15 protein-coding genes and 1 pseudogene are annotated in these 14,661 nt (G+C 55.7%); 3 read left to right on the top strand and 13 right to left on the bottom strand.

What is annotated here, in order from left to right:
• Nucleotides 1-8 precede the first annotated feature (8 nt).
• Both rhlB and gppA read left to right on the top strand, forming a co-directional pair.
• Nucleotides 9-1,295 (top strand): ATP-dependent RNA helicase RhlB, encoded by a 1,287-nt coding sequence (gene rhlB / locus L975_RS15135; RefSeq protein ID WP_047709219.1) that lies wholly within the window; start codon nt 9-11, stop codon nt 1,293-1,295.
• A 12-nt stretch (nt 1,296-1,307) separates the two neighbouring features.
• The gene (gppA, locus tag L975_RS15130; protein ID WP_047709218.1) at nt 1,308-2,831 is read left to right on the top strand and encodes a guanosine-5'-triphosphate,3'-diphosphate diphosphatase; all 1,524 of its coding nucleotides are present in this window, start codon (nt 1,308-1,310) and stop codon (nt 2,829-2,831) included.
• A gap of 135 nt (nt 2,832-2,966) precedes the next feature.
• On the opposite strand, the gene hemB is transcribed toward gppA, so the two are convergent.
• The 11 genes from hemB to L975_RS15075 form a co-directional block, all read right to left on the bottom strand.
• Complete coding sequence (gene hemB, locus L975_RS15125) at nt 2,967-3,983, bottom strand: porphobilinogen synthase (RefSeq protein ID WP_010863056.1); 1,017 nt, start codon at nt 3,981-3,983, stop codon at nt 2,967-2,969.
• A 23-nt stretch (nt 3,984-4,006) separates the two neighbouring features.
• A complete protein-coding gene (locus L975_RS15120; protein WP_047709217.1) occupies nt 4,007-4,798 on the bottom strand; it encodes a TatD family hydrolase in 792 nt (263 codons plus the stop codon).
• Nucleotides 4,791-5,003 carry a hypothetical protein gene (locus L975_RS15115; protein ID WP_156121232.1) on the bottom strand — a complete coding sequence of 71 codons (213 nt, stop codon included), beginning with the start codon at nt 5,001-5,003 and terminating at the stop codon, nt 4,791-4,793. The genes L975_RS15120 and L975_RS15115 overlap by 8 nt, the downstream gene beginning before the upstream one ends.
• Nucleotides 4,975-5,739: a Sec-independent protein translocase subunit TatC gene (tatC, locus tag L975_RS15110; protein ID WP_039045231.1), complete on the bottom strand. Its 765-nt coding sequence runs from the start codon at nt 5,737-5,739 to the stop codon at nt 4,975-4,977. Before tatC ends, L975_RS15115 begins: the two co-directional genes overlap by 29 nt.
• Nucleotides 5,736-6,326: a Sec-independent protein translocase protein TatB gene (gene tatB, locus L975_RS17775; RefSeq protein WP_047709215.1), complete on the bottom strand. Its 591-nt coding sequence runs from the start codon at nt 6,324-6,326 to the stop codon at nt 5,736-5,738. The genes tatC and tatB overlap by 4 nt, the downstream gene beginning before the upstream one ends.
• Before the next feature lie 3 nt (nt 6,327-6,329).
• A complete protein-coding gene (tatA, locus tag L975_RS15100) occupies nt 6,330-6,611 on the bottom strand; it encodes a Sec-independent protein translocase subunit TatA (protein WP_010863051.1) in 282 nt (93 codons plus the stop codon).
• An 81-nt stretch (nt 6,612-6,692) separates the two neighbouring features.
• Nucleotides 6,693-8,324: a ubiquinone biosynthesis regulatory protein kinase UbiB gene (ubiB, locus tag L975_RS15095; RefSeq protein WP_047709214.1), complete on the bottom strand. Its 1,632-nt coding sequence runs from the start codon at nt 8,322-8,324 to the stop codon at nt 6,693-6,695.
• Nucleotides 8,321-8,926, bottom strand: a complete 606-nt coding sequence (locus L975_RS15090; RefSeq protein WP_047709213.1) for an SCP2 domain-containing protein — start codon at nt 8,924-8,926, stop codon at nt 8,321-8,323. The genes ubiB and L975_RS15090 overlap by 4 nt, the downstream gene beginning before the upstream one ends.
• Before the next feature lie 26 nt (nt 8,927-8,952).
• The gene (ubiE, locus tag L975_RS15085) at nt 8,953-9,708 is read right to left on the bottom strand and encodes a bifunctional demethylmenaquinone methyltransferase/2-methoxy-6-polyprenyl-1,4-benzoquinol methylase UbiE (RefSeq protein ID WP_010863048.1); all 756 of its coding nucleotides are present in this window, start codon (nt 9,706-9,708) and stop codon (nt 8,953-8,955) included.
• 661 nt (nt 9,709-10,369) lie between these two features.
• Nucleotides 10,370-10,609, bottom strand: coding sequence for a hypothetical protein (locus L975_RS15080; protein WP_197665219.1), 240 nt, complete (start codon nt 10,607-10,609; stop codon nt 10,370-10,372).
• Between the two features lie 418 nt (nt 10,610-11,027).
• Complete coding sequence (locus L975_RS15075; protein ID WP_047709212.1) at nt 11,028-12,218, bottom strand: multidrug effflux MFS transporter; 1,191 nt, start codon at nt 12,216-12,218, stop codon at nt 11,028-11,030.
• A gap of 95 nt (nt 12,219-12,313) precedes the next feature.
• On the opposite strand from L975_RS15075, the gene L975_RS15070 reads away from it, so the two are divergent.
• Nucleotides 12,314-13,267 (top strand): LysR family transcriptional regulator, encoded by a 954-nt coding sequence (locus L975_RS15070; protein WP_039045227.1) that lies wholly within the window; start codon nt 12,314-12,316, stop codon nt 13,265-13,267.
• Nucleotides 13,268-13,402: 135 nt separating this feature from the next.
• Here L975_RS15070 and thiH read toward each other — a convergent pair whose 3' ends face one another.
• Both thiH and L975_RS17770 read right to left on the bottom strand, forming a co-directional pair.
• A complete protein-coding gene (gene thiH, locus L975_RS15065; RefSeq protein ID WP_047709211.1) occupies nt 13,403-14,536 on the bottom strand; it encodes a 2-iminoacetate synthase ThiH in 1,134 nt (377 codons plus the stop codon).
• Nucleotides 14,533-14,661 (bottom strand): annotated as a pseudogene (locus L975_RS17770) (thiazole synthase); the annotation flags it as partial. The gene thiH and the pseudogene L975_RS17770, both read right to left, overlap by 4 nt.

The following is a 14,661-nucleotide window of genomic DNA, read 5'->3' as shown; positions in this document are numbered from 1 at the left end:
TATCACCTATGAGCAAAACACACTTAACTGAACAGAAATTCGCCGATTTCGGGTTGCATCCGGATGTCCTGCATGCCTTGGCTCAGCAAGGGTTCCAATACTGCACACCAATCCAGGCGCTCGCACTGCCTTATTCTTTGGCAGGGCGTGACATCGCCGGTCAAGCTCAGACGGGTACAGGAAAAACCCTGGCTTTTCTGGCATCGACCTTCCACCACTTACTGACCCACCCAGCTGCCGCTGATCGTCAGATTAACCAACCACGGGCGCTGATCATGGCACCAACCCGTGAGCTGGCGATCCAGATCCACGCCGATGCTGAGACCTTGGCGCAGTCCACCGGTTTACGCCTTGGTTTGGCGTATGGCGGCGACGGCTACGACAAGCAGCTCAAAACGCTGGAAGCTGGGGTTGATATCCTGATCGGTACCACCGGCCGGATTATCGATTACCAGAAACAGAATATTATCAACATGGGTGCCATTCAGGTGATGGTTCTGGATGAAGCCGATCGGATGTTCGATCTCGGTTTTATTAAGGATATCCGTTATCTGCTGCGCCGCATGCCAAAACCGGATCAGCGTCTCAATATGCTGTTCTCCGCCACCTTGTCATACCGAGTACGTGAGCTGGCTTTCGAGCACATGCACAATGCCGAGTATGTGGAAGTGGAGCCGGAGCAAAAAACCGGCCATCGGATCAAAGAAGAGCTGTTCTATCCGTCGAACGAAGACAAAATGCGCCTGCTGCAGACTCTACTGGAAGAAGAGTGGCCGGATCGGTGCATTATTTTCGCCAACACCAAGCATCGCTGTGAAGATATCTGGGGCCATCTGGCAGCCGATGGTCACCGCGTCGGTCTGCTGACCGGTGATGTGGCACAGAAAAAGCGCATGCGCATTCTGGATGACTTCACCCAAGGCAATCTGGACATTCTGGTGGCAACCGATGTGGCGGCCCGTGGCCTGCACATTCCAGCCGTGACCCATGTGTTCAACTATGACCTGCCGGACGACTGCGAAGATTATGTGCACCGTATTGGCCGTACCGGCCGCGCCGGTGCCAGCGGTAACTCAATCAGCTTCGCCTGTGAAGAGTACGCGCTGAATCTGCCGGCGATCGAAACCTATATCGAGCACAGCATTCCGGTCAGCAAATATGACCCAGATGCCCTGTTGCAAGAGCTGCCGGCACCGTTTCGCCTGCACCGTCAACACCGTCCTAACAACGGTCGTGGCGGTAATACCCAGCGTCGCCCGGGCAACCGTGGCCCGCGTAAACGTCATCCGGCCTGAGTTTGACTCTGTATGATGAGTGCTGTCTCGCCTTGTTATGCCGCCATCGATTTGGGCTCCAACAGCTTCCATATGCTGGTGGTGCGCGAGGTGGCGGGAACTATCCAGACCATCGCGCGCATCAAGCGTAAGGTGCGTCTGGCGGCCGGTTTAGATCAGGATAACCGCCTGTCAGCTGAAGCCATTGAGCGCGGCTGCCAGTGTCTGGCGCTGTTTGCTGAGCGGCTACAAGATATTCCGCTGCAGCATGTGCGGGTGGTCGCGACCGCGGCACTGCGCAGTGCCTGTAACGCGGCGGAGTTTCTCGCCCCGGCGGAGTGCATTTTAGGTCACCCGATCGAGATCATTGCCGGTGAAGAAGAGGCGCGCCTGATTTATCAAGGCGTGGCGCACACCACCGGCGGCCCAGAGCAGCGTCTGGTGGTCGATATTGGCGGCGCCAGCACCGAGCTGATTGTCGGTGCTGGAGTGCAACCGCAGCAATTGGTCAGCCTGCACATGGGCTGCGTCACCTGGCTGGAGCGCTTTTTTGCCGATCGCCGTCTGTGCGCGCACAATTTTGCCGCCGCCGAAGCGGCCGCGCGTGACGTGCTAGCGCCAATTGCCGAACAATACCGCGCTGCGCGCTGGCAGATTTGTGTCGGCGCCTCCGGTACCGTGCAAGCCTTGCAAGAGATTATGCAAGCACAAGGGATGGATGAACACATTACCTTGTCCAAGCTGTATCAACTGCGCGAACAGGCGATCCAGTGCTATAAGCTGGAAGAGCTGGAAATTGATGGCCTGACCCTCGACCGTGCACTGGTTTTCCCGAGCGGTTTGTCGATCCTGATTGCCATCTTTGAAACTCTTTCTATCCGTGAGATGACCTTGTCGGGCGGCGCCCTGCGTGAAGGGTTGATCTACGGCATGCTCGGCTGCGTCGGCGAAGGCGATGTGCGGGCGCGCACCATGCGCGCCTTGCAGCAGCGTTACCAAATAGATACCGAACAAGCCTTGCGGGTGCGCAATACCGCCTGGCAATTGTTTGATCAGGTGGCCGATGACTGGCATTTGAGCCTGCTGAGCCGTGAGTTACTCGGCTATGTGGCCTTGGTGCACGAGATTGGGCTGGGTATCGACTACAAACGCGCCCATGAACACGCCGCCTATCTGCTGGCAAACTCCGATGTGCCAGGGTTCACCCCAGCGCAACGTAAACTGCTGGCCGCGCTACTGTTTAACCAGCGTGAGCAGCCAGACTTAACCCGTCTGGCGGGGCAAAACGCTTTGTCGGTCAGCGATGCGCTGAAGCTGTGTCGTTTACTGCGCTTGGCGATTATTCTGGCCTCGCGTCGCCGTGACGACACCTTGCCGCAAGTACGGTTACAGGTAAGTGGTGAGCAATTGTGCCTGTATTTACCGGTCGGTTGGTTGCATCAGCATCCACTGCGCGCCGAAGATTTGCGTCAGGAAAGTCGCTGGATGAACAATCTGCATTTGCCGTTGTTACTGCCGGAAGATACGCATTTTAGCAGTGGCGCTTGCTCACATTAAGCATCACGGTTACGAGTGTTCGGCTTTCGCTGAACAGCGAAACAGACGATAAAAAAGCGGCCGGTGGCCGCTTTTTTTTGTCCACTGCGATAGCTCGTGCAATTCGCCTCTTCGCGAACAGGCACATAGCTCCGCTTAGCGCTGCTCGTCGCGCAGCCACTGGGCGGCTTGCTTGGCAAAGTAGGTCAAAATGCCATCGGCACCGGCCCGCTTGAAGCACAGCAAGGATTCCATGATCGAGTCGCGCTCTTTCAGCCAGCCGTTTTGGATTGCCGCCATGTGCATCGCGTACTCGCCGGAAACCTGATAGGCAAAGGTTGGCACGCCGAACTGATCTTTGACCCGCCGCACCACATCCAGATACGGCATACCCGGTTTCACCATCACCATATCCGCGCCTTCTTGCAGATCCTGCGCCACTTCCTGCAAGGCTTCATTGCTGTTGGCCGGATCCATCTGGTAAGTCTTCTTGTTACCACCTTTGAGGTTACCGGATGAGCCGACCGCATCGCGGAACGGGCCATAATAGCAAGAAGCATATTTGGCGGAATAAGCCATGATTTGGGTGTTCACAAACCCATTGGCTTCCAGCGCCTCACGAATCGCGCCGATACGACCGTCCATCATGTCACTTGGCGCAATCACATCAACACCGGCCTCCGCTTGCGCCAGAGCTTGTTTCACCAGCACTTCGGTGGTGATGTCATTGAGCACGTAACCTTGCTCATCGATGATGCCATCCTGACCGTGCACGGTATACGGGTCTAATGCCACATCGGTGATGATGCCAAGCTCGGGGTGACGCGCTTTCAGCGCCCGTACCGTTTCTTGTACCAGCCCCTGTGGGTTATAGGCCTCTTCCGCCAGCAGGGATTTTTTCTCCTGCCCGATCACCGGAAACAGGGCAATCGCCGGGATCCCCAACGCCACCAGCTCCGCGGCCTCTTCCAGCAATAAATCCAGCGACAAACGCTCAATCCCCGGCATGGACGATACCGCTTCACGGCGGTTTTCCCCTTCCAGAACAAACACCGGATAAATCAGATCGTCCACGCTCAGACGATGCTCGGCCACCAGACGGCGGCTAAAATCTTGATAGCGCACCCGGCGCAGACGACGACCCGGGAATGAACCGGGAATATTGATACTCATGCTCTTTCTCCTTTCCTGTACACTCACGCCGTTAGCGGCAGCCGGAACAAGGTGGCTGCATTGCGGGTGGTTTGCCGGGCTAATGCGTGCGGACATTCGCCGCGTAACGCTGCCACGGTGGATACAATATGCGGCAGTATGCCAGGTTCGTTGCGGCGGGATTTCGGCTTAGGTTGCAGATCCCGCGGCAGTAAATAAGGGGCATCGGTTTCCAGCAGCAGACGCTCGGCAGGAATGCGTTGTACCTGTTGGCGTAACAGCTCGCCACGGCGCTCATCGCACAGCCAACCGGTCACACCGATGGATAAACCCAATTCCAGTGCGCTATCTAAGTCTTGGTCACTGCCGGTAAAACAGTGCAAGACTCCACCACACAGCTGCGCACGATGCTCACGCAGCAGGGCAAAAAACGGCTCAAACGCATCGCGGCAGTGCAAAAACAAAGGCAGTTGCACCTCGGCAGCCAAGGCCAATTGCGCCGCAAAGGCGGCCAGTTGCTGCGGCCGTGGCGAGAAGTCGCGATTAAAGTCCAACCCACACTCCCCGACCGCAACCACTGCGTCGTGCTGATATAAGGCGCGTAAGCGCTGCGCGCTCTGGGCATCCCAGGTTTTAGCATCATGCGGATGCACGCCTGCGGTACACCACATGCGTTCGGGCGCCAGCGCTGTCATCGCTAGCGCTTGCTCGCTCTCCGCCAGTGAGGTACCGGTCACTAACAGCCCCTGTAACCCCGCTTGCCAGCTGCGCGTCAGCACGGCTTCGCGATCGCTAGCAAACTGACTGCTGGTTAAATTAACGCCGATATCAAACATTGCTTATCCTGCCCCAGCCATTGATGGCTGATGTCGTGTTCGCCCCATTGAAAGCAATAACGGTCAATACGATAACAATCAATACGGTAAAAATGCCCGGTTGTAAAAAGGCCGTCGTGATGACGGCCTCATAGGGTTGCGCTGGCAGCGCGGATGTTTTCAACGCGCGACTCGCCTCAATGGGAGGCATTAGCCTCTTCATCATCCGCCTCGCCTTCGGCGTCACGGCGCACGTAAAAACGTGAGCAGAACACCCCAAGTTCAAACAGCAAACACATCGGGATCGCCAGCAAGGTCTGGGAAAACACATCCGGCGGCGTCAGTAGCATCGCGACCACAAACACGCCCACGATGATGTATGGCCGCTTCTTGCGCAGCTCATCGGCGGTGGTCACGCCGCTCCAACACAACAGGACAATGGCGACCGGAATTTCAAACGCCAAGCCAAAGGCTAAAAATAGCCCCATCACAAAATCGAGATAGCTGTTGATGTCGGTGGCGATAGTCACCCCTTCCGGCGCCGTTTTGGTAAAGAAACCAAAAATCAGCGGGAAAACCACGTAATAGGCAAACACCATGCCCAGATAAAACAGCGCTGAGCTGGAAACCAGCAACGGCAGGATCAAGCGCCGCTCATGGCGATACAAGGCCGGCGCAATAAAGCCCCATACCTGATACAGCACCAAAGGCGCGGCCAGAAAGACCGAGACCAATAAGGTCAGTTTGATCGGGGCGATAAACGGTGAAGCCACTTCGGTGGCAATCATGCTGGCGCCATGCGGCATCCGCTCCACCAAAGGGGCGGACACCCACGCGTAGATATCGTTAGAGAACCACACCAGACAGAGGAAAATCACCAGAATACTGATGATGGCGCGCAGCAAACGGGTTCGCAACTCAATCAGGTGTGAGATTAAAGGCTGGGTATCTTCCACCGTCATGCCGGATCCCTCTTGTTATCACTCTGCAATGCAGGCTGAGCGGACGTAGGCTTCGCTACCGCAGGCTCAACCGCTACCGGCTCAGCGGAGGTCAACGGTTCATGCAAACCGGTCACCAGCAGCGGATGGTCACCCTCGTCTTCTTCCTGCTCGGCCAATTCCGCGGCATTCGGTTGCAACGCGGCGCTCGCCGTTGACGCAGGGCTATCCGAAGTGGCCGTAGTCACATCGGCAGCCGCCGACGCCGTGGCGTCACTGGCCGTGGCTAGCTCTGGCGAGGCCGCGCTTTGGCTGTTGGCATACGGGCGCTGCACTGAGGCCGCCGCTTCTTTGAGCTCGCGCAGTGACGCATCGACCTCGGGAGCCAGATCCTTGAGGTTCATCTGCTCGGCTTTTTTCAGGTTCTCCTGCATCTCTTGCAGTTTGAGCTCCTGATTCAGTTCGTTCTGTACTGATGCCGCCATGGCGCGGAAGGTACGTACCCAGCGCGCCACGGTGCGAACCGCGACCGGCAAGCGCTCAGGGCCGAGCACCACCAGACCGATCACCGCAATCAGTACCAGCTCCCAGAAACCGATATCAAACACGGCTTACACCTGCTCTTTGTTATTCTGGTTGCTCTGGCTCTTGTCGGCTGGCTCAGCGCTCTGGCGCTGATCGGCGATTTTCGGGTTAAAGTCAGCATCGGCCGCGTTATCAGACTGTGCTGGCTGTTGTGGTTTAGTCGGTTGCTCATCGGGATTGAGGGCTTTTTTGAAATCGCGCACTGCACCGCCCAGATCTCCGCCGATATTGCGCAGTTTCTTGGTGCCGAACAACAGCACTACGATCACCGCAATAATGAGTAATTGCCAAATACTGATCCCACCCATTTCTCTATACCTCGTCGTTAACGGTATACCGCAGTTACGGTATGTTCACACAATTCAATATGACGTCATGTCATCCGAAAATCAGGACTGACGCAGCCAGCCGGCAACCCAGCATGCCACGCCGCCCAGTAACAAACCGGCCGGCCACCAAGCTATCTGATTGACCTCAACGATCACCGCAGATAACACCAAGGTCGCACCGACGGTCAGCAAATAGCGCGACTGCGATCCGCGCTGATTGCGCTTATCCAGTTGCTGACTGAGTAGCATGATTTGCTGGCTCAGTTGCCGCTGCTGACGCAGCGAATCGTAAACTAACTCTGGCAATTCCGGCAGTTTTTCTGCCCAGAACGGTGCCTTTTCCTTACAGGCTTTCACTAACGCCTGTAGCCCGACCTGCTCACGCATCCAGCTTTCCAAAAACGGCTTCGCGGTGCTCCACAAATCCAGCTGCGGGTACAATTGTCGCCCAAGGCCTTCCACATATAACAGGGTTTTTTGTAACAAGACCAGCTGCGGTTGTACTTCCATATTAAAACGGCGCGCGGTGTTAAACAGATTGAGCAGAACATGACCGAAGGAGATTTGATCCAACGGCTTTTCAAAAATCGGCTCACACACCGTGCGGATCGCAAACTCGAACTCTTCAACATTGGTATCTGGCGGCACCCAGCCGGAATCCACATGCAGCTCGGCCACTTTGCGATAATCGCGATTAAAAAAGGCGATAAAGTTACCGGCCAAATAGCGTTTATCTTCGCGATTCAATGACCCGACAATGCCGCAATCAATGCCGATATATTGCGGGTTTTCCGGATGCTCACGGCTGACAAAAATGTTGCCGGGGTGCATGTCAGCATGGAAAAAGCTGTCACGAAACACTTGGGTGAAAAAGACCTGCACGCCCCGCTCAGCCAACAGTTTCATGTCGGTGCCGTTGGCGTTGAGCGCCGCCACATCGGACACCGGTATGCCGTAGATGCGCTCCATCACCAGCAGATTTTCACGGCAATAATCGGTGTACATCTCAGGGACATACAGCATCGGACTGCCGGTAAAATTGCGCCGCAGTTGGATGGCGTTCGCCGCCTCGCGCATCAGATTCAGTTCATCGAGCAGGGTCTTTTCATACTCGCGCACCACTTCCACCGGACGCAATCGGCGACCATCGGGCAGCAAGCGTGGCAAGGTACGTGCTAAACGGTACATTAAGCGCACATCGGCGCGGATCACCGGCAGAATATCCGGCCGGATCACTTTGAGTACCACTTCCTGCCCGTTCTCTTTCAACCGCGCGGTATGCACCTGCGCAATTGAGGCCGAGGCGAGAGCTTGCGGGTTAAAATCATCAAACAGGGTTTCCAGCGGTACGCCCAGCGCCGCTTCAATTTGGCTGCGCGCCAGCTCGCCGTCAAACGGGGCGACTTGATCTTGCAATAAGGCCAGTTGATCGGCGATGTGCGGCGGAAACAGATCGCGCCGAGTTGAGAGCATCTGACCGAATTTGATCCACACCGGCCCTAACTCTTGCAGCGCCAAACGTAGGCGCATGCCAAGCGGCTTTTCCGCGTGCTGCGGACGGATCCAGAAAATCGCGCGACGAGCAACGCGCAGCGGCAAGGTCAGCCGGATTGGCGGCAACAGCTCATCCAATCCATAGCTGAGAAAAACTTGAGTGATGCGGTACAGGCGGCGCAATTCAGCAGGCGTCATGCCGAAGTCTCCAGACGCTGCAAGCGGCGCTCTAAACGCGTCAGCTGCGTCGCTAACTCTTCCACCTGATCGGCAAAGTAGGCCACTTCCAAGGCTCCCGGTGCCAAGCACCACTCCTCGGTCACCACCTCACCGAGATAAGCCAGATTGCGAGCATGCTGACGCTGCACGCCTGCCACGGTGCCTTGTACCAAACGGCTGACACCGTGCGCCACCAGATCGCCGGTATAAGGCGCCAGCAACTCGGCCGGATCCCAGCCGAGCGCTTCCATCAGTGCCACAAAATGCTGCAGCACCTGAATATCGCCCTGCACATCCAGCGCTTGTTCGCGGATCAAGCGGGTGACCTGTGAGCGGTCACGCAGCTCAGGCAACACCAGTACGCCGGTGCGGACACGGCAATCCGCCTCATCTTCCCAAGCCGCCAGCACATCAATCCGATTCGAAAACACAAACACCAGCGGTGCCGGTAATTCCCGTAACTGCAACGCCAAGACTTTGCCGCGCAGTCGGGGCAGTTTGTTTTTCGCTTCGGCATTTTTTGCCAGCAAGGCATTCAGTGCGGTTTCCAGAACACCGGTAACCAAAGGGAGCAGAGGCATCATCATCCTTATTGTTGAGCAAGCCGTTAAAACTTATACCCGCGGTGCAAAGCCACGATGCCGCCAGTCAGGTTGTAGTAACTCACCTGTTCAAAACCGACCTCTTCCATCATGCCTTTAAGCACGTCCTGTGCCGGGTGCATGCGAATGGACTCGGCCAGATAGCGGTAACTTTCGCTGTCGTTAGCCACCACTTCGCCGATTTTCGGCAAAATGCGGAAGGAATAGGTATCGTACACCTTGCCCAACAGCTCGATCGTCGGCTTGGAAAACTCCAGCACCAACAGACGACCACCCGGTTTTAATACCCGGAACATCGATTTTAAGGCTTTTTCTTTCTCGGTGACGTTACGCAGGCCAAACCCGATGGTAATACAATCAAAATAATTATCAGGGAACGGCAAAGCTTCCGCGTTCGCTTGTACGTAACTGACATTGCCAACCACGCCCAGATCGCGCAATTTGGCACGACCCACCTTAAGCATGGAATCATTAATATCGGCCAGCACCACTTCACCGCTATCGCCCACTAAACGAGAGAATTTAGCGGTCAAATCGCCGGTGCCTCCGGCCAGATCCAGTACCCGCTGTCCACGGCGCACCCCACTGCAATCGATGGTAAAGCGCTTCCACAAACGGTGAATACCGAATGACATCAAGTCATTCATCAAATCGTATTTGCCGGCGACGGAATGAAAAACCTCAGCCACCATCCCGGCTTTCTCGTCCTTGGCTACGGTGCGAAAACCAAAGTGAGTGGTTTCCTGCAACTGATCAACCATGTCTACTGCTGCCTTTGCCTGAATGAAATATGTGCATGCCAGTGTACCGCAAGGCGTTGGCCGTCACCAACAAGGAAAGAGAAACAAACGTCCGATTAATCCGGCAATTTATCCCGCCAGTGGATTGCACTAGCCTACGGCGATTTAACCAGACGCCTTGTCAGCGCATTAATTAAATGCCACAGCGTGACGCTGAATTAAATAGCCCGAAAGGTGTAAAAATCTCCGTCACATCCCATAACGGGAAAATAAAGCGCGATGGCGATTGCGCCGAGCCATAGCCTGCGCAACAGGGTTGATAATCAATAAGAAACCCATCGCCCAGACACAATAACGAGAGAACAATACGAAGAAACAATATGAGGGAACAATAAACACGGCATTACAGAGAACGGCCACGCACGATTAAAGCCAAAGGCAGGTCGCGCGAAAAGAAAAGGGGCAATACACATCGGCCGACAATAAATGCCAACAGCCTGTGCTAATTATGGCGATCACGGTTGCTGATGCTCACGGCGAGCACACGCATTAAGCAAAATAACTGCGGCGGCCGCCCAACAGGGAGGTCGATTGATGATTGGCTATCACGCCAAGCATTACTGGCCTGAGGCGGCAGCACCGAGGTCAGCTGCCGCGCTATTCGCGCCGAACGCGAAGGGGATCAGGACTCCAACAAATCCTGTGGATTAATACCTTCGGCGGCCATCGCGCGCAGGATCTGCTGCTTACGCTCTTCACGCTTTTCTTCAATCACCGCACTGACCTGATGCACCAGATCGCGCAGCTCTTTAATATCCACGTGACGCGCAGCAGAGCGGATCCGCTCAGGGCTTTGATGACACAGTTCTTTTAACACGCGACCAAACATGACTTTCTCTGGAGAGTCCTCCAGTTGATTCATAATTTTGGCCATTTCAAATGTAGTGAACGACGACATAGTTCTTCTTCTATAAATAATAAAATTAGATATACACCGGCAGGACAAATTACGCCGGAGAATTTATTACCATCATAAATGGCTAAGAGCGTATCCCAGTAGGCATAATGGCATGGCCCATTTCGTGACCCATTTTTAGTATAGGCAAGGTGCAAAAACTCGTGCGTAGCGTACAGTGCGTACGTAACGTACGTGAAGATTTCGAACAAGTGCCCAAGGCTCACCGAACAGCGAAATAGCCCTAATGGGATAGGCTCTGTGTATCCCGCAGGACAGGGACACTGAATAAGGCCAACTGATATTTAAGCATACGCATTTTGACGAAAAAAAGCCTGCTTGAATAGCAGGCAAAGCCTCGTTGTCGTCAGTTTTTTTATTTATTTTATTCAGTAATCATTTCATATTGTTGTTTTGCGCCTTTTTGCACACACCACAGCCATAATGGCACCGCCGGTAACAACACACTGACCGCTACCGCCAAGCGCGGCTCTAACGCCCATTGTTGGATTAATGCCGCCAATAAAGCCGCACCACTCATTTGCAAACAGCCCAATAATGCCGATGCGGTACCGGCACAGCCGGCAAATGGCATCAGCGCCAACGCCGACGCCGACCCCAACATCACGGCAAAGCCGCTGCACAATACGGTCATCGGTAACATATAGGCGGCAGCCGACAGTGGCCACCACAGCCACGAGCCAATCAAGAATAACCCGCTCAGTGCAAACACGCTCAAACCCGTAATCACGGTACGCACTTCGCCTAAGCGGCGCACGATGCGTGGCGCGGCAAAGAAGGCCACGATATTGATCAGCGCATTGGCGCCAAACCAAGCACTAAACTCCAGCTCCGACACGCCCAGTTGCCCCACCAGCACCATCGGCGCATAAGTGACGTAGCATAAAATACCGGTCATCCCCGCCATGCAGACCAAGGCATAGCGGATAAACGTAGGGGAGCGCAAAATAGGCTGATAGCGTGACCAGCGATACAGCGCCCCGCTAGATACCGCGCTAGCCGGACGGGTTTCAGCAAACAAGCCCCATACCGCCACCAGCACCAACAGAGCAAACAGCAACATAAAGGCAAAACAGGCACGCCAACCGAACTGCACCGTCAGCAAGCCACCCAACGTCGGGGCCAATGCCGGAATGATGCACAGCGCGCCATTGAGGTACGAGTACATACGCGCACATTCGCGCGCAGCAAAGCTGTCACGCACGGCGGCGAAAGCCACAATGGAGGTCGAACAGGCGCCGATACCTTGTCCAATACGCGATAACAGTAAGCCCGTAAAGTCGTGGGTCAGCATGCCCGCCAGCGCACTGACGGCATATAAACTGATCCCCGCCAGTGCCACCGGACGACGACCAAAGTGATCGGTCAACGGACCAATAATGATTTGCCCAACCCCTAAGCTAAATAAAAATAAACCTAAGGTGGCTTGGATTTGCTCTTGGTTAACGGCAAAGTCTTGCTGCATCAGCGGTAACGCCGGCAGATAAATATCGATCGCCAGTGGGCTGAACATCACCAAAGCCACCAGCAAACCAATCAGTTGACGCGTTTTCATTCAGTTATCCTATTATTTTTGCCGTACCCTACCGGAAAGCGGATATGATGTGAAATGGCTTATTTTCCCGACCATTTTTCCTCTGAGGAATATCTGTGAATCTGGATCGTCTCGCCCGCATGGATTTGAATTTGTTGGTCTGTCTGCATGTGCTGCTGGAAGAGTGCAGCGTATCGCGCGCCGCCCAACGTCTGCATCTGTCACAGTCAGCGGTCAGCAAATCGCTGGCACGACTGCGTCAATTACTGGATGACCCTCTGTTTTTTCGTACCGCGCACGGTCTAACCCCCAGCGCCCATGCCGAACAGTTGGCGGCGCCGCTGCGCACCTTATTGCATGAGTTACATTTACTGACTCGCCCTCCGCACTTTGACCCGCAGTGCAGCGATCGCCACTTTAATCTGGTGATGCTGGAAAGCGCCTACCAAACGCTGCTACCGAGCTTTATCAATGCACTGCTGCAAACGGCGCCACACTTACAACTGCATGCCCACCTATGGGATGCCCAATCGCTGCAAGGCTTGGCCGATGGTCAGTTTGATTTAGCGCTCACCATTCGCGAGCTGTACCCCAGCACCGATCAGCAGCTCACCCAGCTGCCGCCCGGCATTGCCTTTCAAACGCTATTTACCGATGAGCATGTGTGCCTGCTGCGCGCTGGGCATCCGGCGCTGCGCAAACCGTGGGATCTGGAGCAGTACTTGGCGCTGCGCCATGTGCAGGCGCGCTGTGAAGGTCGCGAGTGGTGGTCGCTGGATTATTTGCTGGCGCAAGCCGGACGGCGGCGCAGCACACCGGTCAGCATGCCGGATTTTTTCGGCGCGATCGCCATCTGCTGTCACACCGATCTGGTGTTCACCGCGCCGCGCTGCTTTGCCGATCATGTCTGTCGCCACTACCCGTTAGTGCAGCGGCCACTGCCGCTCAATCCTTCGCCGGTGGCCTACCAGATGCTGTGGCATGAGCGGCACGAACAGGATGCAGGCCATCGCTGGCTGCGTGATTTTCTCTCGCGCCACCTAACCCGACCGCCTGAACTCGCACTGTAAATTCCAGCACAGTCATATTTGCGCGGAGAATGGGCGCTGCAAAGAATATCAAAAGCTGGAAGTGAAAAAGCGGCGATGGCGAGTGCCATCACCACAAGTGAGTAGTGAGTATAGCTACCGCTACCGAAACGGTCCTTAGCGAAATGCCGGCTCCCAATCTTTCCACACCGGCTGAAAGCCGCGCGCTCGGATCGCCGCGGCAACTTGGGCCGTCGAGCGCGTATCATCGATACGAAACTGCTCCAAACGCGCATCTTGCTCAGCGTAGCCGCCCGGTTGAGTGGAGGACTCCGCGCTCATGCTGGTAATGCCCAAAGGCAGTACCTGATCGCGAAATACCGCCGATTCGCGGGTCGACAAACTGAGCTCCGCCTGTGGGCTGGCAATGCGGCAGGCACAAATCAGCTGCACCAGCTCACGCTCGCTCATCCCTGAAAACAGCTCGCGATTACTGCTACACGGTCGCAGGCGTGGGAAAGAAATTGAGTAACGACTGCGCCAGTAGGTTTGCTCCAGCAAGCGCACATGTTGCAGCGTAAACCACGAATCGGTGCGCCAATCGGCTAACCCGAGCAGCGCCCCCACGCCGATTTTGCTAACCCCTGCCTGACCTAAGCGATCCGGCGTCTCCAATCGCCAGTCAAAGTCCTGCTTTTTACCGCGCAAATGATGGCGAGCGTACACCGCGCGCTGATAGGTCTCTTGGTACACCAGCACCGCATGCAACCCCTCGTCGACCAGCATCTGGTATTCCGCCGTGGTCAGCGGCTGTACCTCCAACGACAACTGGGCAAATTGCGGACGCAGTAACTGCAGCGCCTGACGAAAATAGGCCCCGCCAACTTTGGTTTCTGCCTCCCCCGAAACCAGCAGTAAATGCTGATAACCCCGCGAGCGGATCGCCGCGCCCTCACGCACAATCTGCTCGGCTGACAACGCTAGCCGGCGGATCGGCTGATTGACCGAAAAGCCGCAGTACGAGCACTCATTGCTGCACAAGTTGGACAGATACAACGGAATGTACATCTGAATTGCTTGGCCAAAACGCTGACGAGTCAACGCATACGCACGTTGGGCCATCGGCTCCAGATAATCAGCCGCCGCCGGTGACAACAATGCCTGAATATCGCCCTGATCCAGCTGCGGTTTAGCCAACGCCCGCTCAACATCCACCGCCGTTTTGCTGTATAGCGATAAGCGGATCGCTTCCCAATCCCATTGCCGCAGCCGGTCAGCCACCGGCGCATTTGACGATTCTGCGCTGCTCATAGCCAAAACCCCGTCAGTGGACTGCTGGCCTGTGCCTGCGTCGAGCTACCGGCCAAACCCGCCAGATAGGCTTGTCGTCCAGCCTGCACCGCCAAACGAAACGCACTGGCCATCGCAACCGGATC

This window comes from Plesiomonas sp. ZOR0011, from assembly GCF_000800945.1.
In the GTDB taxonomy this organism is placed as follows: domain Bacteria; phylum Pseudomonadota; class Gammaproteobacteria; order Enterobacterales; family CAMTGL01; genus Plesiomonas; species Plesiomonas shigelloides.
This window is presented reverse-complemented; position numbering and strand designations above follow the sequence as displayed.

What these genes read in the sequence shown, in the direction of transcription:
- ubiE (WP_010863048.1), bottom strand. Translation starts at nt 9,708, where the DNA reads ATGGTTGATCAGTTGCAGGAAACCACTCACTTTGGTTTTCGCACCGTA.
- L975_RS15090 (WP_047709213.1), bottom strand. Translation starts at nt 8,926, where the DNA reads ATGCCTCTGCTCCCTTTGGTTACCGGTGTTCTGGAAACCGCACTGAAT.
- ubiB (WP_047709214.1), bottom strand. Translation starts at nt 8,324, where the DNA reads ATGACGCCTGCTGAATTGCGCCGCCTGTACCGCATCACTCAAGTTTTT.
- gppA (WP_047709218.1), top strand. Translation starts at nt 1,308, where the DNA reads ATGATGAGTGCTGTCTCGCCTTGTTATGCCGCCATCGATTTGGGCTCC.
- L975_RS15075 (WP_047709212.1), bottom strand. Translation starts at nt 12,218, where the DNA reads ATGAAAACGCGTCAACTGATTGGTTTGCTGGTGGCTTTGGTGATGTTC.
- tatA (WP_010863051.1), bottom strand. Translation starts at nt 6,611, where the DNA reads ATGGGTGGGATCAGTATTTGGCAATTACTCATTATTGCGGTGATCGTA.
- tatC (WP_039045231.1), bottom strand. Translation starts at nt 5,739, where the DNA reads ATGACGGTGGAAGATACCCAGCCTTTAATCTCACACCTGATTGAGTTG.
- hemB (WP_010863056.1), bottom strand. Translation starts at nt 3,983, where the DNA reads ATGAGTATCAATATTCCCGGTTCATTCCCGGGTCGTCGTCTGCGCCGG.
- rhlB (WP_047709219.1), top strand. Translation starts at nt 9, where the DNA reads ATGAGCAAAACACACTTAACTGAACAGAAATTCGCCGATTTCGGGTTG.
- L975_RS15080 (WP_197665219.1), bottom strand. Translation starts at nt 10,609, where the DNA reads ATGAATCAACTGGAGGACTCTCCAGAGAAAGTCATGTTTGGTCGCGTG.
- L975_RS15115 (WP_156121232.1), bottom strand. Translation starts at nt 5,003, where the DNA reads ATGATGAAGAGGCTAATGCCTCCCATTGAGGCGAGTCGCGCGTTGAAA.
- thiH (WP_047709211.1), bottom strand. Translation starts at nt 14,536, where the DNA reads ATGAGCAGCGCAGAATCGTCAAATGCGCCGGTGGCTGACCGGCTGCGG.
- L975_RS15120 (WP_047709217.1), bottom strand. Translation starts at nt 4,798, where the DNA reads ATGTTTGATATCGGCGTTAATTTAACCAGCAGTCAGTTTGCTAGCGAT.